The 23,307-nt window shown below is 42.6% G+C and carries 18 protein-coding genes; 4 read left to right on the top strand and 14 right to left on the bottom strand.

All coding sequences use genetic code 11. The annotated features are described in order from the left end of the window. Positions 1-45 precede the first annotated feature (45 nt). Positions 46-1,440 (bottom strand): arginine decarboxylase, encoded by a 1,395-nt coding sequence (locus EOD41_RS11555; RefSeq protein WP_127704976.1) that lies wholly within the window; start codon positions 1,438-1,440, stop codon positions 46-48. A 275-nt stretch (positions 1,441-1,715) separates the two neighbouring features. Between EOD41_RS11555 and EOD41_RS11550 the strand changes: the two genes are divergently transcribed. Continuing rightward, positions 1,716-2,135, top strand: a complete 420-nt coding sequence (locus tag EOD41_RS11550) for a hypothetical protein (RefSeq protein ID WP_127704974.1) — start codon at positions 1,716-1,718, stop codon at positions 2,133-2,135. Positions 2,136-2,199: 64 nt separating this feature from the next. Here the strand turns inward: EOD41_RS11550 and ctlX are convergent, their stop codons facing one another. Next, positions 2,200-3,123, bottom strand: a complete 924-nt coding sequence (ctlX, locus tag EOD41_RS11545) for a citrulline utilization hydrolase CtlX (protein WP_127704972.1) — start codon at positions 3,121-3,123, stop codon at positions 2,200-2,202. A gap of 84 nt (positions 3,124-3,207) precedes the next feature. Beyond that, positions 3,208-4,641, bottom strand: a complete 1,434-nt coding sequence (locus EOD41_RS11540) for an arginine deiminase family protein (protein ID WP_127704970.1) — start codon at positions 4,639-4,641, stop codon at positions 3,208-3,210. 131 nt (positions 4,642-4,772) lie between these two features. On the opposite strand from EOD41_RS11540, the gene argS reads away from it, so the two are divergent. Further along, on the top strand, positions 4,773-6,539 hold the full coding sequence (gene argS / locus EOD41_RS11535) for an arginine--tRNA ligase (RefSeq protein ID WP_127704969.1): 1,767 nt from the start codon (positions 4,773-4,775) through the stop codon (positions 6,537-6,539). A 144-nt stretch (positions 6,540-6,683) separates the two neighbouring features. Here argS and EOD41_RS11530 read toward each other — a convergent pair whose 3' ends face one another. From EOD41_RS11530 to EOD41_RS11510, 5 genes are all read right to left on the bottom strand, one after another. Further along, positions 6,684-7,583 carry a 3-hydroxybutyryl-CoA dehydrogenase gene (locus EOD41_RS11530; RefSeq protein ID WP_127704968.1) on the bottom strand — a complete coding sequence of 300 codons (900 nt, stop codon included), beginning with the start codon at positions 7,581-7,583 and terminating at the stop codon, positions 6,684-6,686. 53 nt (positions 7,584-7,636) lie between these two features. Next, entirely contained in the window at positions 7,637-8,251 is a 615-nt protein-coding gene (bioD, locus tag EOD41_RS11525; protein WP_127704967.1) for a dethiobiotin synthase, read from the bottom strand. A gap of 6 nt (positions 8,252-8,257) precedes the next feature. Further along, positions 8,258-9,391, bottom strand: coding sequence for an aminotransferase class I/II-fold pyridoxal phosphate-dependent enzyme (locus tag EOD41_RS11520; protein ID WP_127704966.1), 1,134 nt, complete (start codon positions 9,389-9,391; stop codon positions 8,258-8,260). 57 nt (positions 9,392-9,448) lie between these two features. After that, positions 9,449-9,823 carry a Spy/CpxP family protein refolding chaperone gene (locus EOD41_RS11515; protein ID WP_127704965.1) on the bottom strand — a complete coding sequence of 125 codons (375 nt, stop codon included), beginning with the start codon at positions 9,821-9,823 and terminating at the stop codon, positions 9,449-9,451. A 67-nt stretch (positions 9,824-9,890) separates the two neighbouring features. Next, the gene (locus EOD41_RS11510; RefSeq protein WP_127704964.1) at positions 9,891-10,667 is read right to left on the bottom strand and encodes an XRE family transcriptional regulator; all 777 of its coding nucleotides are present in this window, start codon (positions 10,665-10,667) and stop codon (positions 9,891-9,893) included. Positions 10,668-10,750: 83 nt separating this feature from the next. Here EOD41_RS11510 and EOD41_RS11505 point away from each other — a divergent pair, with 83 nt between their 5' ends. Then, positions 10,751-11,107, top strand: a complete 357-nt coding sequence (locus EOD41_RS11505) for a GIY-YIG nuclease family protein (RefSeq protein ID WP_127704963.1) — start codon at positions 10,751-10,753, stop codon at positions 11,105-11,107. A 162-nt stretch (positions 11,108-11,269) separates the two neighbouring features. Here EOD41_RS11505 and msrB read toward each other — a convergent pair whose 3' ends face one another. From msrB to EOD41_RS11485, 4 genes are read right to left on the bottom strand one after another with little or no spacing between them, the layout of a single operon-like run. Then, positions 11,270-11,758: a peptide-methionine (R)-S-oxide reductase MsrB gene (gene msrB / locus EOD41_RS11500; RefSeq protein WP_127704962.1), complete on the bottom strand. Its 489-nt coding sequence runs from the start codon at positions 11,756-11,758 to the stop codon at positions 11,270-11,272. A 52-nt stretch (positions 11,759-11,810) separates the two neighbouring features. Beyond that, on the bottom strand, positions 11,811-12,371 hold the full coding sequence (locus EOD41_RS11495; RefSeq protein WP_127704961.1) for a fasciclin domain-containing protein: 561 nt from the start codon (positions 12,369-12,371) through the stop codon (positions 11,811-11,813). A gap of 23 nt (positions 12,372-12,394) precedes the next feature. Then, entirely contained in the window at positions 12,395-15,604 is a 3,210-nt protein-coding gene (locus EOD41_RS11490; RefSeq protein ID WP_127704960.1) for a DPP IV N-terminal domain-containing protein, read from the bottom strand. 57 nt (positions 15,605-15,661) lie between these two features. After that, a complete protein-coding gene (locus tag EOD41_RS11485) occupies positions 15,662-17,989 on the bottom strand; it encodes a penicillin-binding protein 1A (protein ID WP_127704959.1) in 2,328 nt (775 codons plus the stop codon). A gap of 305 nt (positions 17,990-18,294) precedes the next feature. On the opposite strand from EOD41_RS11485, the gene EOD41_RS11480 reads away from it, so the two are divergent. After that, positions 18,295-20,310, top strand: coding sequence for a hypothetical protein (locus tag EOD41_RS11480; protein WP_127704958.1), 2,016 nt, complete (start codon positions 18,295-18,297; stop codon positions 20,308-20,310). Positions 20,311-20,370: 60 nt separating this feature from the next. Here the strand turns inward: EOD41_RS11480 and EOD41_RS11475 are convergent, their stop codons facing one another. Then, on the bottom strand, positions 20,371-22,821 hold the full coding sequence (locus EOD41_RS11475; RefSeq protein ID WP_127704957.1) for a glycoside hydrolase domain-containing protein: 2,451 nt from the start codon (positions 22,819-22,821) through the stop codon (positions 20,371-20,373). An 81-nt stretch (positions 22,822-22,902) separates the two neighbouring features. Beyond that, positions 22,903-23,307, bottom strand: coding sequence for an SRPBCC domain-containing protein (locus EOD41_RS11470; protein ID WP_127704956.1), 405 nt, complete (start codon positions 23,305-23,307; stop codon positions 22,903-22,905).

Raw genomic sequence — 23,307 nt, 5'->3', positions numbered from 1 at the left:
AGCGGGCCTGTAATCCCGCTAATCTTAATTCTATCTAAGTGCTACTTATGTAGTATATCCCAGTATCTTCAACACTTGCTTGCTGTTTTGCTCTTCACCAAACACTTCAAAATTGAATGTCTCGTCGCGGTTGCGACGGATGATCACATGCTTTGGTGATGGCAGCAGGCAGTGGTGTATGCCACCATAACCGCTCAACACTTCCTGATAAGCGCCGGTGTTGAAGAAGCCCAGGTACTGCACCTTACGGGTTTTTGGCATATACACACTGTTCATGTGCGCTTCCTGGTTGTAATAATCCTGCCCGTCGCAGGTAATGCCGCCAAGGTTTACACGGTCGTACTCGCTGTCCCAGTTATTTATCGGCAGCAAAATGTATTTTTGATTCAATGCCCACACGTCAGGCAGGTTAGTGATAAATGATCCGTCGAGCATCAACCATTTCTCACGATCGTTCTGCTGTTTACGGCCAATTACTTTGTATAAAATACCCGAAGCTTCGGCAACGGTATATTTACCAAACTCGGTAATGATATCCGGCTCAATAGTATCGTTAAGGGCGCAAATCTCTTTTATCCGGCTAACAATCTCGTTGATCATATACTCATAATCAAAATCGAACACCAGCGAATCCTTAAACGGCATACCTCCGCCAATATCAAGCGTGTCCAAATCAGGGTTTACCTTCTTAAACTTACAGTACAGCGTAACGTACTTTTCAAGCTCATTCCAGTAATAAGGCGTATCAGATATACCCGAGTTGATGAAGAAATGCAGCAGTTTAACCCTAAAATTTGGGTTCTTTTCAATTTTGCTGTGATAAAAATCGATCACATCTTCAGAGCGTATGCCAAGGCGCGAAGTATAAAACTGGGAGTTAGGCTGCTCTTCAGATGCTATACGGATGCCCAGGTTACAAGGCTCGTCAAGCTCAACCTCATCATCATATATATTAAACTCTTCCTTGTTATCAAGCACAGGGATTATATTCCTGAACCCATCATGCAGCATATCAATAATATATTGCTTATACTGGAAGGTTTTAAACCCATTGCATATAACCGTTATATCCTTGGTAACAGTGCCTTTTTTCTCAAGCGCCTCAATCATGGGCATATCAAACGCCGATGATGTTTCAAGGTGGATCTCGTTTTTCAGTGCCTCTTCAACCACATGCTTAAAGTGCGAACTTTTGGTGCAATAACAGTATTTGTAACTGCCGCGGTAGTTATTTTTTATGATAGCCTGCTGAAACAACAGCTTGGCCTGCTGAACTTTTTTAGAAATAATGGGCAGGTAGGTGAAGCGCAGGGGGGTGCCGTACGTTTCAATCATTTCCATCAAATTCAGGTCGTGAAAGTATAATTCGTCGTCAATTATCTCGAATCCTTCCTGGGGGAAACCAACACTGAGGTCGAGAAATTCCTGGTAACTCTGCATTTATAAAAATTTTGGCAAAAATGTAACTTTTTAACGGTATTTAACAGCATATGTTACTACAATTTTTATCGCTGTATTGTAATTTATTTAGTGGAGCTGGGTACAAGGCGGATGATGGTTGGCATGGAAACGAAATCTGATTTTTTCTCCACAAAGTGTAACTATTACACTCTTAATACGTCTACTGCTAAGCTAATGTGATTAAATACCCGAGAAAAAGGGTGTTTTAACCCGCTCCGGCTATTTTTTCTGATTTGTATATTTGCAGCGTAGTTATGAAAAACCCTATTTTAATACTATTGATGCTTGTTAGCGCAGCCGCTGTTACGGGCTGCAAAAAAAGCCATGAGTTTATTTATGCGCCTTCAACGCCCATTGAAAAGGATACCGTTTTGGTTAAACTATTAAGGGTTGAAACCACTAAAGGTACTGATCGTGATGGCGATTACTATACCGATAGGTTTTACCTTGAAACTAAAAAGGATTTAAAATTTATTAAAGCCGGACACCAGGCAGTACCTGCTGCCGAATTATCAAAAAATATTGTGTTTGAAGATTCGGTAGATGGACCTATACTCACGTTGATGCGTCGCGAGAAGAACGCCAGTTATGAACTTGAAACGGTATGGAGCGTTCCCGAAACTCGGGATAACTATATTTTTAAGTGCCAGTTTAAAGCGGTAAATGAACAGTAACAGCCCATTACAGTCAAAACTTTGACAGTTTGATGAATGTTACGCTGTTGATGTCAACACCTTATCAAACCTCGCCGATAAAAGGCAAATGCACTTCGGCCATCATGCATCTTGCGCTGCCTCCACCAATAGTCTCAATAGTGTTGATATCAGCATAAACCGGTTTGCTGTAGCTCGAAAGCACCTCTTTCTGCTCATCAGTTAATGATTCCCACGCGCTTTTTGACATTACCAGCAGGCTTTTACCATTGTTGTTCTGCACTTCCAGCATGTTGCCGGCAAAGTGGTTCATCTGCTCAAAAGTAATGGATACTACCTCTTTTCCGATTGAAGAAAATGAGTCGAGTACCTGTTCCAATTCTTCATCATTCGCTATAGCATCAAGGCATATCACCGCATATTTACTTCCAACGGCCATCAGCACGTTGGTGTGGTAAATGGCCTTGCCATTTTCATCAACAGCATGAAAAAGTACAGGGTTATAACCCGTGTGATCGCAAAATACCCTCAGTACTTCCTCGTCTGTACGTGGCGAAAGGCATGCATAAGCGATCTTGTTTTCCCTGTCGAGCACCATACTACCGGTGCCTTCCAGAAACTTGTTTTGAATCTCAAAACGGCTCAGATCGATGATATGCCCAACTTTGAACTGCTCTTCCAGTTTCCTGATAATATCTTCCCTGCGTTCCATACGGCGATTTTCGGCTTGCATGGGGTATAAAAAGATATCTCCGTTATCATGAAAACTCACCCAGTTATTCGGGAATATAGAATCGGGTGTATGCGGCGAAGGCGTATCATCAACTACAGTTACTCTTACACCGTTTTGGCGGAGAATATCAACAAAACCATTAAACTCCTGCAGGGCTTTCTGCTGAACATCGTCCTTTACACCTTCACGATTTTGGAAAGCGTTGCTCTCGGCCGTTTGCTCGTTAAAGCCGAAGTTAACCGGCCGTATCATTAGTATGTTGGGTGTGGCTTGCATATTAGTTGATAGTCCATAGACCATAGTCCATGGTGTTTAATAAATTATATAAACTGTTGTTTTCTATGGTCTATAGGCCATAAACTAAATCACATCTCTTCTCAATGGCATACTCATACAATGAAAACCGCCGCGGGCACGGGAAAGTTCTGAAGAAGGTATTAGTATCAAAGTATCTTCCATTTTCTGCGGATCCAGTTCGTTGGCTTCAAATTTCTCAAGCAGTTCGTGTGCCTTAACTACATTAAAACCATTATGCCTGAAAGCTTCTACGGTTTTGTCGTTACGGTCGTAGCCAAGAACAACGCCTTCTTTTACCGCCAAAAGGTTGCACGAGTCAGTCCACTGCTCACGCGCGTCGAAAGGAAAGGTGTTGTTTCCTGAGTAAATAAACTTAACATCTTCTTTGCAGCCAAGGTCTTTCTGGCTGATGTCAGTAAGCAATTCTTCAAGCGAAGAAAACTTTTTTGGCTTTTTGCCTTGACGGAACTGCACAATCTCCGGCTTATCTTTAGATTTCTTATCCGCAAACCAGGCAATCGGCTCGTCGTCGCGTATAGGGCTTTCAGCTACCGACAGGGTATGCAACAACACCCATACGTTACGTTTCACCTGCGTAAAAATGGTATCAATGTGCATATAATCCCGCTTGTGCGGTATTTTGATAACCGTGATCTTTTTTACCACATTGTGTTGAAACAGCAACTTTACCGCTTCATTAGCTCCGCTGGTTGAGGTACGTTCGCTGCAGCCAATGATCAAATGGTCGGGACTAACAACCATTACATCGCCACCTTCAAGCGTGGTTTTTTCCTCATGGTCTTCACCGGGCCGCAAAAAGTGCTGCACGGTTTCGGGTATCTCTAAAATATTATCACGTATTCCGGCAAAAAGCGGGTGGTTGAAAAATATGTAGCGCATCAGCAATGCCTCTCGCATCCTTGCTTTTTTTGCGGGGCGGTTCAGCAGCATAAAATTGTTGATGGCAATACCGATATCCCTTGAAAAGATCAGGTTGGGAATGGGAGCGAAGATCATTTGTTCGTCGTTAAGCGCGCCCGAAATAAATATCTTGGCAAGCTCAACAGGAGGCGTATCAATCAACCGCAACTGTAGTCGGTAATTGCAACCCTCAATAGCACAAACCGAAGCCACCAGTTTTTTGCGGATGTCGTTCTCTTCCAGAATATCGCTTAGCAGCGTTTGCAGCTCAACTACTTTAGTCGACGCGTAAAAATCTTTGTTGTCAGGCTTAAAGAAAGAGCGGTCGTTGTCAAGTTGATCAAGTTTGCCTTTGATCTTGTCAGGATCTAAAAAATAAAGCAGCAGCTTCACATAGTAATCGTATTCTTTCCGGCGTAATGTATCAAGGTGTACAATGTCCTCAAACAGCCAGTCTTGCGCCTTTGAAGGTACTACTTTACCCAGGCCACTGTCGGGACTGTGGATCAATACCGCGCGCAGGGTGCCAATTTCCGAAGTTACATCTATTTTAAAGTCTTTATCGTTAAGGATCATATAGGTGTATAAACAACAAATTTAAATATTAGATGTCAGATATAAGATATGAGAATTGAGACATGAGTTGTATGAATGCTTCTGGGAAAGTTTTATTCTGAACTCACGCCAAATTACTTAATTTTGCCCCGATGAATTTTATTGCTGAGGCCGCTGCAAAGGCCATTAAGGAACTATACAATACTGATGTTGCTGCGGCGGATATCAATCTGCAGGAAACCCGAAAAGAATTTCAAGGACAAATAACCATTGTTACTTTTCCGTTTACACGTGTTTCACGGAAATCGCCTGAGCAAACCGGTGCCGACATTGGCGAGTATCTGAAGGCCAATGTTTCGCAAGTAGAGGCGTTTAATGTAATAAAAGGATTTTTGAACATTTCTATTGCCGACAGCCACTGGCTGGAAAGACTTTATACTGATATTGTACCCGATACTTTTGCCGCGCCACAATACAACGGCCAAAAGGTAATGGTAGAGTATTCGTCGCCTAATACAAATAAGCCGCTGCATTTAGGGCATATTCGTAACAACCTTTTAGGCTATTCGGTTGCTCAGATACTGGAAGCAGCCGGTTACGAAGTAGTGAAAGCCAACCTGGTTAACGACCGCGGCATACACATTTGCAAAAGCATGCTGGCGTGGCAACACTGGGGTAACGGCGAAACCCCCGAATCATCAGGCTTAAAAGGCGATCATCTGGTAGGCAAGTACTATGTAATATTTGACAAAGAATATAAAAAACAGATTGACGCGCTAAAAGCCGAAGGCCAAACCGAGGAAGAAGCTAAAAAGAATGCGCCGCTTATAAAGGATGCCCAACTGATGCTGTTGCAATGGGAGCAGGGCGATGAAGAAGTACTTAGCTTATGGCGCACCATGAACAGCTGGGTATATGCCGGTTTCGAGCAAACATACAAGCAGCTTGGTGTTGATTTTGACAAATACTATTACGAATCAAACACGTACCTGCTGGGTAAGGATATTATTGAAGAAGGGCTTGCAAAGGGCGTTTTCTTCAGGAAGGAAGATGGCTCTATTTGGATTGACCTTACTGAGGACGGCCTTGACCAGAAGCTTGTGCTTCGTGCTGATGGAACCTCGGTTTACATTACACAAGATTTGGGTACCGCGCAGCTGAAGTATAATGATTTTGGCATGGATAAGTCTATCTATGTGGTGGGTAACGAGCAGGATTATCACTTCAAGGTACTGTTTCTAATCCTGCAGAAACTGGGTAAAGCTGGTGCCGATGGTTTGTTCCACCTATCGTACGGTATGGTTGATCTTCCTTCTGGTAAAATGAAATCACGCGAGGGCACGGTGGTTGACGCCGACGACCTAATGGCCGAAATGGAAACTACCGCCAAAGAACATACCGAAGCACTTGGCAAGGTTGAATCATTCGGCGAAGAAGAGAAAAGCTCGCTGTACCACACCATTGGTATGGGGGCTTTAAAATATTTCCTGCTTAAAGTCGATCCAAAAAAACGCCTGTTGTTTGATCCGAACGAATCTGTTGATTTTCAGGGACACACAGGTCCGTTTATACAATATACTCACGCCCGTATAAAATCGGTACTGAGCAGGGCAAGGGGATATACAGAAGACAAGATACCAGTAACTACACTGGCTAGTGAAGAACGTGACCTCATAGTTTTACTCAACCGGTTTCCCGACACAATACAAGAGGCTGCAGTAGGTTATAGTCCAGCGATTATTGCCAACTATGTTTACGAACTGGCGAAGTTATACAACAAATTTTATCACGAACACTCAATACTTCAGGCAGAAGATGAACAGTTAAAGCATTTCAGGTTGCAATTATCTGCTGCTTCGGCTAAAGTGATAAAAAAGGGTATGGCGTTGTTGGGCATTGAAGTGCCTGAAAGGATGTAAGCCCCCTAACCCCCCTGAGGGGGAAATAAGAGTTTTAAATATCGAATACTGAATTTTAAATTTATGAACACCGAAGTTTGTAATTCAAAATTCAGTGTTCGATATTATTTTTTCAATAAGATTAGTTTACAACTTGCTCCCCATTCAGGACGCCGGGAGGCTGAATTTTGTTGCCACGACAAGCTCTTTGCTATCGGCGGTATATTTATAAAAACCACTACCTGATTTCGCACCCAGGTGCCCGGCGGCTACCATATTGACCAGCAACGGACAGGGCGCATATTTAGGATTACCAAATCCGTTATACAATACATTTAATATAGCCAGGCACACATCTAATCCAATAAAATCGGCCAGTTGCAGCGGACCCATAGGATGAGCCATGCCCAGCCTCATTACGGTATCAATCTCATTAACACCCGCAACGCCTTCGTATAAAGTATAGACGGCCTCGTTTATCATCGGCATTAAAATGCGGTTGGCCACAAAACCCGGGTAATCATTTACTTCAACAGGAACTTTTTCCAGTTTTTTTGATAGCTCCATTATAGTTTGGGTAACCTCATTGGTAGTACCGTAGCCACGTATAACCTCAACGAGTTTCATTACCGGTACGGGGTTCATAAAATGCATGCCTATTACGTTGCCCGGATTTTTTGTTACTGACGCAATTTGGGTGATTGATATGGATGAAGTGTTTGATGACAGTATGGTACTGTCGCTGCAAATTTCGCTCAGCTGTTTAAAAAGATTTAATTTTATATCACGATTTTCAGTAGCGGCCTCAACCACCAGATCGGCATTGGCGGCACCCTCTTTTAAATCAGTATAGGTAATAATATTTTGCAGTGTAGAAGCTTTCTCCTGTTCGTTGATGATCCCCTTGCTTACCTGTCTGTCGAGGTTTTTAGCAATGGTTTGCAGCGCTTTTTCAAGAGCCTGGACGTTTATATCTACTAAAGATACTTTAAAACCATATTGCGCGAAGGTGTGCGCAATACCATTGCCCATTGTACCCGAACCTATAACTGTGATATTTTTCATAGCATGTATTTAGCTGATGCTAATGTCTGCCAAAAAAGCCAAGCGACAAAATTTTATATATCGATTAGATTTCCGGCTTCAGCGACAATGCTTTTATTAATCACAGGGTAGTCAGGAACACGGCCTAAAAGCTTCGCACCGGTATATTTAAAAATATACTTCTCTGAGTAGACATCATTTGCGCCATTAAAAATTATTCCTTCCAGCGGAATATCGTATTGCTTAAGCACGGCTACAGACAGCAGCGTGTGGTTGATACTGCCCAGGTAGTTTTGTGATACCAGCACTACGCGCGCGCTAAGCCGCTTTATCAGGTCGATCATTAAAAAGCTGTCATTCAATGGCACCATCAAACCTCCCGCGCCTTCAATAAGCAATTGATTGGTAGTTTGCGGTAATCGAAATTTGTCAGGGTCAATGGTTATCCCATCTATATCAGCCGATTTATGCGGGGAATAGGGCTGTGTAAGCTTATAAGTTTCAGAGTGAAATACCGAAATTGGATTACTTACCAATGCCTTTACTTTCAGTGTATCACTGTCGTCCAAATCACCCGATTGTACGGGCTTCCAATAATCGGCCTTCAATTTTTCAACCAGTACTGCCGAAACAATGGTCTTTCCTATGCCGGTGCCTATACCGGTTATAAATATCGGCTTGTTAGTCATTGGTAATTAGTCATTGGTGTGTGTCAGTCGATTAAGAACATTTGTAAGCCGGGTAATCTCCTGTTCGGTATTATAATTGTGCAGGCATATTCGTAAACGTTCGCTGCCTTGTGGTACTGTTGGGCTTAGTATCGGCCGCACATCAAATCCGGCTTGTTGTAATAATGTTGCCGCCTGTTTTGCCTTTTCATTGCTTTTTAGTACAAGGCATTGAATAGCACTTTCGCTTGGCAGCAGAGGATAGGTAGTGCTGTTGTCAACTTTGCTTTTAAACAGATCAATATTTTGTTTAAGCTGATCAATGGCTTGAGTTTCTTCTGTCAGCATTGCATAAGCGCATCTAATAGCTGCAAGTTGATGAAAAGAAGCTGCCGTAGTATAAATGAATGATCGGGCAAAATTAACAAGATAGTCGCGAAGCAAATTACTTCCTAAAACTATTGCGCCATGGCAGCCCAGTCCTTTACCAAAAGTAACTACACGGGCAAACACACGGCTTTGTAAACCGAGTTGCGGCACCAACCCCTTTTTATAAAGGCCGATAGCATGCGCTTCGTCAACAAATACATGCGCGCCGTATTTTTCTGATATATCCAGTATGTTCGCAATAGGCGGCGTATCCCCATCCATTGAGTACACGCTTTCTATACCTATATACACATTGCCTTTAGCAGCCTTCAGTTTCTCTTCAAGGCTTTTTATATCATTATGCTTGAATGTATATCGATTAGCATAACTTAGCCTTGCACCATCAATTATCGATGCATGTGCCAGTTCATCTAAAATAATAGTATCACCGCGCTGCGGAAGTGAAGAGAATAGCCCAACATTTGCATCGTACCCCGAGTTAAATAGTAATCCCGCTTCGCTATAGTGCCATACGGCTATTTGTTTCTCCAGTTGTTCGGTATAAATAAGGTTGCCAGCCAGCAGGCGTGAACCAGCCGAACCATTTTTATAATCTGGATATTTCCTTATCTCGGTATTAATTTTGGCTTTTAATGCTGATGAGCCCGCATAACCCAGATAATCGTTCGAGCAGAAATCTATCAATCCGCTTCCGGTTTTAAGGCTTCGGTAAATGCCTGCTTGTTGCCGTTCGGTCAGTTTTTGCTTTATAAATTCTTCTGCTTTGCTCAACACAAATAAATTTCTGCTAAAATAAAAAAAGCGGCCGATAGCCGCTTTCAATGTCAATTATTTCTGTGGCCCGCCACCGCCGCCTTGTATCATGCGGTCCATTCTTTCTTTCTGAATTTTTTCAAATTCGGTAACTTGTTCAGGCGTTAATACAGCTTTCACTTTGGCGTTAGTGGCTGTCATTAACGGCATCATGGCACCACGCATAGCTTCCCTGTCGCCGTTAGCCGCGTTACGTACGCTGTCAATTTTGGTACGCTGCTCTTTGTAAATAGCAGTAATTTTAGCCGTTTGGTCGTCAGTTAATTTCAACTGGCCTTGTAACTCTTTTGCACGGTCTTCGGCGCTCATACGGTTACGGCCGCCACCTTGTGCATAGCTTACTGCTGTTATTCCTAAGAACAGGCAGCACATTAACAAAAATTTTTTCATTCTTTTAAGTGTTTAACAGATGCTTTGATAAATGTAAACCTTAATGGTTTAAGTGCATCCGTGTAACTTAATTGTTGCCTTGCAGCTTTGATATTGAACGCTGCATTTGTGCCATCATGCTGGTGAGGCTTTCCATAGTAGGCTCAGGCGTTGGCTCAGGCAAGTGCATAGATATATAGCCTTTAGCTTTCCAAAGTTCCAGCACATCCTCACCATTTATTTCATATGGCTCGTAAGCAGGATTATCAGATATTAGCTTCAGTTTTTTATTATCTCCCCTGAATTTGTTGCCGATACGCTTGTACACTACGCCATCATTCTTTGATATTACGATGTAAGTGTCACCGGGTTTTACATCGGCCCAGTTTTCAACATATTGTCCTATTATAATACTGCCTGATTGCAATGGCAGCATCGAATCGCCTTTTATCTCGAACGCGCGGTAAGTACCCTGTTTAAACATAGGCAGGTAGAACTTTGGCAGTGCTGATACATATTCTGGATCGGCATAACCGTTAAGATAGCCTGCACTGGCTTTTAGCGGTACCATTTCTATGTTCTCGTTTTCATCCTTATCAACCGATACGGTTAGCACGCGCAGGTTGGCCGGATTGCCTTTTGGTTTGGGCGCCCACTTCTCGTCAATGGTTTCATTAATGAAATCATCAATGCTAATTTCAAAAAAAGCTGCTATTGTTTTTAGCAATTCATACTTCGGCTCGGCCCGTTGCTCTTCATAAGCACCAACCAGCGACCGTTTTATACCAACCTGATCTGCAAACTGTTGCTGGGTTAAACCTTTCTTTTTCCGAAGAAATTTAATATTTGATGAAATAATTGACATAAAAATTTGGATTTGCTAAAATAGTTAGTATTTTTATGCTCATAAAATTAGTAATTATTTTTCAAACAGCAAATTTATTTATCATGAAACGCTTTATTTATATCATAACCGACCGTAACCGTAACAATTTGCACGTAGGCTTATGCTCTGATTTGCTAAAAACACTGGATTTTTACAAGCAGATGCCAACCCTGTTTTTTGACAGTGCGCAGCAGTTGAACCGCCTGGTTTACTTTGAAGAAATAAACAACGAGGATATGGCAATGGAGCGTTTCAAATACGTAAGCACCTTTACCCGCCCGCAAAAAGAAAAGCTGATACGCTCGGTTAATAAGGAGTGGATAGACCTTACTTTAGGGTTGAACCTGGAAAGTGGATTACGCCAACGCCCTGTGATGCGTCCATCTGTTGCTACAACTCGCAGAGCGGTTACTTTTTAATGCAGAAAATATTTGCTGTTTTAGCCGATACAATAGTTTTAAACTTTTTCATACCGGCGGTTCATACACTGCCCGTACCCTATAGTAGTTTATAGTTTATTATATATCATCTATGAGAAAGCCTCTTTGCGTTAAAGAGGCTTTCATTATTTAATATCCTTTCTACTTTCTTATAAACTTTAGCGCGCCCGAGTTGAGGCAATATCGTTTGCCGCCGCGATCTTCCGGTCCATCATCAAATACATGGCCAAGGTGCAGACCGGTACTTTTTTCTACCACTTCAAGGCGGGTAATGCCAAGGCTGTTATCTTCAACAATAGCTATCTTATCCATACTAACCGGTTTTACAAAACTCGGCCAGCCCGTGCCGCTATCGTATTTATCAGCCGATGAAAACAAAACATCACCTGTAGCCGCGCTTACATATACGCCTTTATCGTGGTTGTCGTAATACTCATTGCGAAATGCATACTCGGTACCTTTTTCAACCATTATATGGTATTGCGTTTTAGTAAGCTTTTCTTTCCACATCGCCCTTTCGGCAGCGGTTATCTCTTTTACTTTATTTCTTTCTGCTTGTCCGTTGCTATTTTTGTAACTAAATACGGTTATAGCACTCACGAGCATCATTGCACCTACCAGCTTTCTCATACTTAAAGTTACGAAAATGAAAAGGAAGCGGTTTGTCAGCCAAAGGTTAGTTTTATAATACAGCAGGCATCAATACCGAGGTAACAGTATGTACTATACCGTTGCTTTGCACAGCATTAAAGCGGCTGATGACACTTTGATTGCCCGAGCCATCAGTTAATACAATATTGCGGTTGGTGTCGATAACAGCAGTCAGCGAAGTTCCGGCTAATGTTATTAACCGGGCGCTGCCATTCCCGTTCTTTATGCGTTGTGCAATGTCTGCCGAAGTGATCTTTCCGGCAAGAAGGTGCCCGTTAACAAGAATGGCCAACTTTGTCTTATTTTCAGGTTTGAACAACGTATCAAGCAACCCGACAGGTAGCTTGGCAAAAGCTTTGTTATTAGCCGCCAAAACCGTCACCGGCGTCTGGCTTGATAAAGTGCCTGACAATCCGGCAGTGTTTATAGCATTGATGAATACAGAAAAATTTGGGTTAGCCGACAGATTATCAAAAGCAGTTTTTGTTGGCTGCATTACCACACCATCAATGCTCTTACCTGCACTTTGAGCATAGCCTGTACTTAGCCATGCTGCAAATAGTATTATTCCAAATATAACTTTCAAACTCATACTTATTTCTCTTTAACCTTTAACTACCATCCCGGTGTAAATGCCAGGCCGAATACCGGTTTCTTTACGTCGTTGCGGTTAAAGGGAATAGCAAAGTATGGTTCCAAAATTAACGCTCCAAACAAATTAACCCTTAGAGATATACCTGCGCTGTAAACAGGTACACGCTGATTTTGGTCGTATGCAGGAGTTTTAATTTCGTTTCCGTTTTCGTCAAGTATTGGTTCTTTTGTAACAGGATCAATCAATGATTGGTAACCAAGAAAATCGGGCTCTTTTTGAAATTTAATTTTATTGCCTTTATCCCATGCAAGGCCGGCATCAAAAAATAGGTTCAAATCAGTAAATAAAAAACCTGATTTTATTTGAGCCAATTTTTCAGGACCTGTAAACGGCAACCGTACCTCGAAGTTAAAAACAGTCATACGGTTACCTTGTAATTGTTGAATGCCAAGTGGGCCGGCAGTAGTTGAATTATTATAAAAGCTTTGTGCCTCATAACCCCTTATCAGGAAAGGATAACCAAGGAACAATGGATAAAGTTGACCGGTATCACCAAAACGGCCAATACCATATAAACGGGTTGCAAATGTAACCGGGGCTACACGCCAGTATTTTCTGAAATCAATAGTAGGCGCAAAAAAGTTATAAGTTCCAAATACGTATTCTGTTTCAAAATGATACCTGAAACCATTGAGAGGAGCAGCAACACCGAAAAATGAGTTATCGCCAATAAAAGCGACACTTCCCCGAAGCAAAGAATAAGAACTTAAATTAAAGCCTAATACTTGTTCCGCCTCATTTGAGGATATTTTACTACGATCGGCATCATAAAATTGTAGTCCATAAACCGGATCAATTATATAGGAATTTCGATATCTATCTATACGGTAAGAATTATATGATGCGCCGAAAGCAAATTGAAGCCTGTTTATACGTGAAATTGGGTAAGAGGTAAATACACTGGCAGCATCTTCAAAGTTGCGTATTATATAACTGTCCTCATTGTATATATCATAATTGGTGCCATCAATATTTCGTGTCTCCCGGCTTGGGAAATAATATCCAAATTGATAAGGTATGTGCGACAAACTTATACCTTTATCCCATCTGCTTTTTTGGTTGATGTATGCTACCTGCGCGCCAAAATCATAGATCTGCCCATTAACGGCAGCGCCTGCATATATTTTTTGCTGACCAAGTATATCACTAAAAGCACCCTGAATGCCGCTTGCCAAACCCGCGCCATAATAACTGTTTACACCTACACCAACACCACTGCTTGCAAGGTAATCAAGCTGAAACATCGGTTTATAAGGCACCTGGCGAATAGAGTCGGTTGATATGCGAGGGTATGCCAGGAAGTTGTTCAGGTTAGAATTAATAAGGTCGACACCTACAGCTTTTGGTGGCGGTAATAAACCTGCTGTAAATTCAGGATTAGCTGCAGGCGATACTACTTCAGCCTTAAAGTCTGAAGCCTTGGCATTATACAGCGTGTATTTCTGTTTGCGGTAATATGAGTAAACTACATCATCGTTTTTCGATATACTCAACGCAGGTGAAAATTCTGTAATACCGCTTATACCGGTAAAGTAGTCTGTTAATTTTTCGGTTTTGCCTGATGCCAATTCATAACGGAAAAGATTGCGGAAACCTTCGTAGTTCGACAGAAAGTATACATACCTGCCATCGGCAGAGTAAACCGGGTTAAGGTTGTTTGAGCCATTGAAAACAGTAATGTCTTTAACGGTTCCGGTAGCTATATCAAGTTCGGCAAGGTTGAAGGTAATATCCTGCGACAAACTACGGTCGTAAGTTGTACGGTCACTCGAAAAGATGATCTTCTTTCCATCAGGCGAATAGCTGGGCTGGTAATCTGAATACTTATCGTTGGTTAACTGGGTGACTTTTTTTGTATCGAAGTTATATGAATACAAATCGCCCTGGCCTTCAGACATTCCCTGGAAAGCGATGTTCTTACCGTCAGGCGACCATGTAAGGTTGCTCAGCTGCTCGGCTTTTCCCATCGAAATATTGTGCTTTACGCGTCCGCTCGGTACATCAACAACCAGTATCTTATTACGACCCTGATTAAATACGCTAAAAGCGAACTGCTTACTATCCGGCGACCATGTGCCTCCCGATTCAATAAAGTTGAATTCATCAATATGCGAGTTTGATACCTTGCTGGTGAGCTGTTTAATAATGCGCCCGGACTTAGCATCAGCGAGATACAGGTCAATAGTAAACAAGCTTTTTGATGATAGAAAGGTGATGTACTTACCATCCGGACTAACCGATGGCGCCACGTTCATATCGCTGCCGTTTTTATCATCAACTATTTTGAAACCTACCGGCGATTGTAAAGTGTCTTTAAGTAAGGGTTTGTATGTCGATTCAATTGAATTCTTCCACAGTGTTGAAAGCGTTTTATCATCATACCCAAATGTACGGCGTATGCCATATTGTAAACCGAAACGTGCTGTGTTTTTAAAAAACGGAACAATTATGGTATCGCCATAAGTAGACCCGATGAAAGACCAGAATGCTTCACCATAACGGTAGGGGAAGTATTTGTTGCTTTCAGTAAGGGCGCGCACGGTAGGAATGTCTTTATTCAAATAAGCGTCGCGCATCCACATGGCGGTGTATGCGTCTTTTTTCCCTATTGAAAGATATTCGGCCATACCTTCAATCATCCATAGCGGAATGTTGCCCAAATTCTCATAACTCGCCGAATCGCGCCCCAGCAAAATATGATATTGAAATGCGTGCACCAACTCATGGCCCAGTACGTGGCGGGTGGTATGGTTGGTTTCCATTATGGGCATTACCACGCGGTTTTTCAATCCTTCAGTAACACCGCCTGTACCAACACCTATATCACCTTCAATAACAGTTGTTTGCTGAAAATCAGGATGGTTATTATAAAGTATGATAGGGTTGGCCCTGCTAAACGTATCACGGAAAACCTGTTGGTGCAGTGTGTACCAAAGTTCGTTCTCCTGAGCAAAGCGTTTGATCAGGCTGTCGTTCTTCATGTAATAATAGATGTCAAAATGCGGGGTTTTGTACACCTTGAAGTCCAGTTTTTTGTAACGAACCTTGTTTTGCCCAAAGTACTGCGCCTTTGCGGTTGGTGCTGCAAACAAGCAAGCCGCGATAGTAAACGCGGCAAGTATATATTTTACAGTTTGTTTAACAGGATGATAGGTAAAATCTCTGCTCATATATCAGGGTAATAAACTGTGCTAAGTTACTGATTTATATATACGATATAAGTTAAATTATTGCGTTGGCGGAACTTGTTCGGTACTTTCCGGTTCGGCCGGCGTAGTAATATCAGGGATAGTGAGCGTGGTATCAGCACCGATCTCTAAACTATCGGTAGCGGCGGTGTCGATACGGATACGCGGCGACGGGCACATATACTCTTTGGTGATCTTTACCCATGGTTTAGGGAAAGGCCCTTCAGTATAACCTGATTTCGGGTCTTCATAAACCTTCTCCATAAACCTGCCGAATATAGGCAGCGCTGTACGCGAACCTTCGCCTGTCTCTGACGTTTTAAAATGCACGCTGCGGTCGTCGGCGCCAACCCAAACACCGGTAACAAGGTCTTTTGTGATGCCCATATACCAGCCGTCAACATAGTCTGATGAGGTGCCGGTTTTACCACCAATCTGGTTGTTTTTCTTCCAAAGTTCATACTCCCACAACGCCTGCGACGTACCGCCCGGCTCTTCCATTCCACCTCTGAACATGTACAGCATAAGCCAGGCCACTTCTTCACTGATCACCCTTTCTTTTTTCAGGCTAAACTCCTGTATCACGTTGCCCCGATGATCGGTGATTTTAGTTACCAGCAAAGGCTCAACACGTTCGCCTTTGTTCAGGAAGGTGCTATATGCCCGCACCATTTCGTAAACCGAAACATCATTTGATCCCAGCGATACCGATGGCACCGATTTTAGCGGGCTTTCTATACCGCACTTGTGGGCATATTCTACAATCTTATCCCAGCCTACCTGTTCGGTAAGCTGCGCTGTGATAGAGTTTACCGAGCGGCCCATAGCCCAGCGCAGCGACATCTCACGGTATGAGAAATTAAAATCCGCATTATTAGGCGACCATTCCTCGTCCTTGCCATTATCTTTATACTTAATGGTTACCGGTCGGTCGGTAAATTTATCACAGGGAGTAAAGCCATTGTCAAGGGCTGTGAGGTAAGCAAAAGGCTTAAAGGTTGACCCTGCCTGGCGCTTGGCCTGCTTTACGTGGTCGTAATTAAAGTATTTGTAATCGATGCCGCCAACCCAAACCTTGATTTTACCGGTTGATGGCTCAAGTGTCATCATGCCGGTGTTAAGCAGGCGGGCATAGTATTTTATCGAATCGATACTTGAAAAAGTCGTATCCTGCTCACCTTTCCAGGTAAACACTTTCATGCGTTTTTTGGTATTGAAGTATTCCTGTATCTGCGTGGTATCGCCTTTGTATTTCTTTTTCAGCAGATCATAAATCGGCAAACGCTGCTCGGCTTTCAGCACGAAGTCCTTGATCTCTTCACCCTTTGAATCACGCCAAGGGTTTTGCTTACCCCAAACATTATTAAAGCGGCGCTGCAGCGATTTCATTTTTTCGGCAACGGCTTCCTCAGCATACTCCTGCAGGCGCGAATCAATTGTTGTGTATATCTTCAAACCATCCTCATACAAATTATAGTCATTCTCTTCACACCATTTGTCGAGCCATTTCTCAACAGCCCGGCGCAGGTATGAGTCGCCGTGTGAGCTTTGATCAACATAACTCAAATCAAGTCTTAGGGGCTGCTTACTGTAACGCGCTTCTTCTTTAGCGGTAAGATAGTTGTATTTCACCATTTGACCTAAAACTACGTTTCGGCGTTCAACCGCGCGTTCAGGATTGCGGATAGGGTTATAGGTAGAAGTCGCTTTAAGCATACCGATAAGTGTGGCAGCCTGAGCAGGGTTAACTTTATCAGGATTTTTATTAAAGTACTTAAGTGTAGCCGTTTTTATACCGAATGAATTATTACCAAATGGTACAGTGTTGAAATACATGGTAAGTATCTGATTTTTGCTGTACACATGCTCAATTTTAAAGGCAGTAAGCCACTCTTTAAACTTATACACCACCGTACGTACCAGCGGTATACGACTAACCAGCCCTTGCGATTTACGCTTACGTGTATTAAATAAATTTTTCGCAAGCTGTTGTGTTATGGTGCTGCCACCTCGTTTATCGCCCTGAGCGGTTGATACCATGCTGCTGAAAAAGGATACAATATCAACGCCGTTATGATTATAAAAACGAGCGTCTTCAGTAGCTATTAAAGCGTGAATAAGGTTAGGGGAGATCTTATTAAACTCTACCGGTGAGCGGTTTTCTTTATAGTACTGGCCTATCAGTTTGCCGTCGGCAGTGTACACTTCCGAGCCTACCGAAAGTACCGGACTTTTAATGTCCTGCATATCCGGCGAGTAGCCGAAAAGCCACAAAAAGTTTAGCTCGATAGCACAGAAAAATATTATCAGAAAGTATATAAAAATAACAAAATAGCGCAGGAATTGGTTCTTGATCCGTCTGAACATTTGGTAAAGATGTAAAATAATGCAGCTAAATCATAACGGCATAACAAAATTTAACAACGCAAATATCCCGCTTAAATTTTATGTGTTGACAGTAATAGTTTATCAAACCTCACCACTGCGAAATTTATATAATTAAAAGTCATATAAATGCGCTTTTAAATTATCTTCTACCTCGCTGTTTTTTACGTATTTAAGTATAACTTTTTATTTCATAAAATTTAACTTGTATATACAAATTGTTTGTATATTTTTACTGCGAAAATTTCTCAGTCCAATTTGTAAACCTTTAAAAATTAAACTATTGTATGAATAAATTTACTTATTCAGTTGCTCTTGCTTTGTTGTTTTTTGGGCTAACCGGATGTAAAAAGGATATTACGGCGCCATCGTCGGCAGTTGTAGCTCAACGTAATTTGATAACCCTTGAAGCTGATGCCAGCAACCTCATTTTTGAACCTTTTGAATTAAACACAGGTATACTAAATGGTCAGGTTGGCTGGACACGTATTGGCGGCACGGCAGGCCAAACACAGGTTGTGGCCGGTAATTTAACCTATCCCAATTACCTTCCCGGAGAAACTGGCAACAAAGTAGAATTACTGCCTGCTAATACAGAAGATCTTAATCTTGATTTCGGTCAGCGCTCAGGAGCGGGTACCAGGGTGTATGCCTCAATGCTGATCAATGTTACCGCGGCTTCATCGGCAGGCGACTACTTCGCGCACTTTTTCGGCAACCTGTTTAAAGACAGGGTAATGATCCGGGCAGCCGGAGATGGCTTCAACATTGGTATGGATGGCGGATCGGGTACCGCAACGTATCTGCCTGATACCTATACTTTCGGTCAGACCTATCTGGTGGTTATCAGCTACCAGTTTGTTGAAGGATCGGGTAATGACATAGCTTCACTATGGGTTAACCCTGACCTTTCGGGTGCCGAGCCTGCACCTTCGCTTACCAATGTAGCTATCGGTAATGACGACAGTAACCTTAACGGTTTTAGGCTTAGACAAAATACCGCCGCAACCAGCCCGACACTTACTGTAGACGGTATAAAGGTTGGGCTTACCTGGGCCGGCAGCGTACTGGCCACCCAAAAAGGCACTATACCATCACAATTTGTTGATTCAGCAGGTGTTGATTTTGGTTACAACTGGCGTGCTATCAACCACGTTGCCGCCGGCTTTCTGCATGGCTTTACCAATGATGGTATTTACCCGGTTGACAGCCTGATACTGCCACTAAAACTGCACATGGTGCGCAGCATACCGCCCGCGGCGCTTGCGCAGGGCACGCGCATGAAACAACTGGGTATTAAACAGCAGGTGGTTTTGTCGGATAACTGGTATTTTGGTTATGAATCTACTTTTTATCCGGGTGATAATGGCGACTGGTCAATCTGGGAAACGTTTGTAGATAACCAGATAAAAGACATCATTAACAAAGGAATACAGGATAATGTGGAGATTGATATATGGAATGAGCCCGACCACTCATATTTCTGGCGACGCTCGCAATGGCAGGCATTGGCAACGTATTATAAAGCATATTATCGCATCCGTGCCAAGTTGCCAAACGCTGTAATTGTAGGGCCAAGTATATCATCAAATACTGGTGGTAAAATAAAAGAGTTTTTACGCTGGGCTAAAGAATCTGGTGTTGTACCTGATGTAATTTCATGGCATTTCCCTTCAAATATTGTTGCTGATGTACAGGACGTACGTAATTATCTCCGCGATAACGGTATGGCCAATGTAAAGATCAACATTAACGAATATACTTTAGGTAACGAGCAGTATGCAGGTAAGCATGCCTGGCTGCTGGCTCAATTGGAAAGGGCACAGGTTGATGGCGCAATCCATGCTATTTGGAGTGACCAGGCTACCGGTACACTTGACGACATCCTGACGCCAACATTTGAACGGAAAGCATCATGGTGGGTGTATAAAGCTTATGCTGATGTAACCGGCACGACTGTTGGCAGTAAGGGCGGTCAAAACGTAGAACTGTTTGCAGGTAAAGATGCGGCAACAAAAACCATACATATGCTGCTTGGCGCCAAACCAACTTTACTCCCGGGTGATGTAAAGATCATATTCAGGCAATTGAGTCATGCGTTCCCAGGTTTTACACCGCCGTCAGGTAAGTTCCGCGTACGTTTAGAGCGTATTCCTGAAAACTCAGGACTTGCGGTTAATGCTCCCGAATTGGTATTTGAAAACGATATGCCGCTTGTTGACAGCTTTAACGTCACCATACCGTGGACAAGCGCGCAGGATGCTTATGTGATACACATCAGTGCTTCACCCGAGCATCCATAATAATAGTTAAGTATGGTTTTAGTGTGTAGTGTGGCCGCTTCTGTTTTGCAGGGCGGCTTTTTATTTTCCAATAGTGGCCTGTTCAACCAAACTTGTTGTGCCATTTTTTACAGCTATTGCTTTTACAACTGTGTTTGCAGAAACTGCAAAAGGCTTGCTGTAAATCTTTGATGTTGTGGCAGGCGCGCTACCATCGGTAGTATAATAAATTGTTGTTCCCTGCTCGGCACAGCCTATCTCTACCGACTGTTTTGTGGTCAATATATAAGGTTTAGGCACAATCAAATCGTCAGTTATTTTAAGTGGAAGCTTTTCAAGGTCCTGCATAAAAAGCTTGTTGGGCATTGTACCGGTAAATACTTCAAACTCGCCGCCTTTTAGTACATCGATATAATTTAAAAACAGCTTGTTGTAGCCGCTTTTATTGAAGTTCATGCCTTGTATGTAGGTATTGTTATTGCTAATTGCCGCGCCTGCGTTAGTAATGTTAAAAGTTTTTTCTGAAGAAAGTTTTATTATAATTTTTTCAAACTGCGGAAAACCTATATGCAGTTGCTGCTGGCCGGGTGTCATTGTGTATAAACCAAGGCTGCTTAGTACATACCATGCTGAAACTTCAGCGTTCACATCGTTCGCGTTTAATCCGTTAGGGTCGGTTTGATAAAACCGCCTAATGATGCGGTTAATGTATAATTGGGCTTTTTGAGGCGCACCCGTAAAATTATATAGATAAGGCACAATGCCGTTAAAGCCGTTTCCGGTATAGTAGCCTATGGATTTTTCTGGCTCAGAAGCGCTTTTATCACCAATAAGGTATTGATCAAGCTTGCCTTCAAAAGCATCTTTGCCACCATAATAGTCAACCAGCATTTCAGCATCGTGTGGTACCAAAAAAGCGTATTCCCATGCGTTACCGTTAAAGTACGCCGGGTCTTTTTGCGCCGGATTAAATGTCGCCGGCCAGCCGCCGTTTTGCCGTGCAACTAAAAAGCCTGACTTAGGATCATACAAATTTTTCCAGTACTGGGCGTATTGAATAAAGGTCTTGTAATCGGCATCGTGGTTTAACAATTTGGCCAGTTGTGCAAGGCTGAAGTAATTGTAAGCATACACGAGTGTTTTAGCTGCCGCGCCTTCTTCTTTAGCATCTGCATAACCATTTGTACGGAATTTGCCCGCGCTTTCATTTTTATCAAGCTGATTTTTCAGCATGTTGTATGCAGCTTCTGCATCGAATCCTTTTATACCCCTTGCATAAGCCCCGGCAACCCATGCGGCAAATGTCGCGGTGCTATCAGCGCTGGGATTTACGAGATAGCTTTTTATAAAATCAACTGTCCGTGTGCTGTCAATAAGGGTTATCAACTGGTAATGCTGACTAAATTGATTGTATAATGTGCTTACATCATAATAAGTAAAACCTTTAGCCGAAGCGGTGTTGTTGCCATCACGATATTGTCCGTCAACATCCGAAGCGATAGTCGGGTTCAACATGGTTCGGTATAACGCCGAATAAAAATTTACCAGTTTCATCTGTGCATAATCGGGCAGGGCAGGGCCTTTAGCCGAACTATGGTTGTATGGATTACTGATAGATGGCGACTGCGTTTCGCGTGCAGGAAGGGGAGGCGCGCCGCCTTCTACATAAATTTTTGAAAGTTCGGCGTTCCATGCAATTTTTGTCGCTTTCTGAACTTTGTCGATATCAAAGCCTGGTATTTCGGCATTCAAGTTTTTTAGCGCATTATCAGTGCTGACATGTGATAGGCCGGTATTTACAACTACCTCGTTGGGGTTGTCGAACTGAACAACCATCCTGATGTTTTTCCCCTCTGCTTTTTCTTTTCCGCTGAGCATTACTTCATCTGCACGGATGCTGTATGTTTTAAAAGCCTTTGAAAATTTACTGTAAAAATATACCTGGCGAATGCTGCCATTGACATTTACTTTACGGTAACCTTTTATTTCATGATTGCTCAATACTTCAATCTGCGCGCTTTCAACTGTACCACCTTGCAGGTCGATCAAGATGTTGGCTTGAGTGGTTGACGGATAATCAAAAACCTGCATACCGCTGTGCGATGCTGCAGCCAGCTCGACACCTATTTCATACTTATCCAATCGCACTTTATAGTATCCCGGCGATGCCTTTTCAGTTTTTTTTGCATACTTTGAACGGTAATCGGCATCCTTAAAAGTAATGTCGCCGGTGGTAGGCATAAAAATGATCTCGTTAACCACTGAATCTGCGGAAACGTTATATCCTGTTTGCGAGAAACCATAAATGTATTCGTCGGTAAAATTGTATCCACCGCCATTTGGTTGTGTTTGCGGGTTAAGCCTTGCCATGCCATAGGGCAGTACCGCGCCCGGAAAAGTCTTACCTGCTCCGGAAGTGCCAATAAAAGGATCAACCAGCGGGGTATAATCTTTCCTTTTTTGTGCCGATACAGCGATGCTTATATTTAAAAAGGCCAGTGCAAAACACACGCCGCGAATAACTGGGCTCATAGAGTTATTATTTTCCGGATTTTAAACGCAAATAAAACGCTTTATTATGATACGTATGTATCATTGCCGGATGCTACAATATTAAGAAAGTTTTGCGCTGATTTTCTCAAGTACTTTCTGCCAGTGAGCTTTCATTTCATCGCGCTGCTTACTGTCTTGCAATTGTTCTTGATGAAAACTGATGGTAGCTTTTCCTTTAGCATCCAACACACGCACCTGTAGTGTAGAAGTGTTATCCCAGTCGGCTCTTTTCCAGCGCATACGAATGTGTGAATAAGGCTTGACTACTTTTATAGTGCCGCTCACGTCGCCGGATTTAATTTCGGCCTCTTTAGAAAGATTTTCGACCGCAATATTTCCTAACCAAAGTGCCAACCCTTCATCTGAAAATAGAAAGTCCCATGCTTTTTGCAACGAGATATCAAATGTTTTGCGGGCACCAACTTCAAAACCAACAGCTTTCGTTTCCCCTGTAACTTTTTCCAT

The organism is Mucilaginibacter limnophilus (assembly GCF_004005815.1).
GTDB classification, from domain to species: domain Bacteria; phylum Bacteroidota; class Bacteroidia; order Sphingobacteriales; family Sphingobacteriaceae; genus Mucilaginibacter; species Mucilaginibacter limnophilus.
Note: the sequence above shows the minus strand (reverse complement) of the source record. Positions and strands in the feature narration are given on the sequence as shown.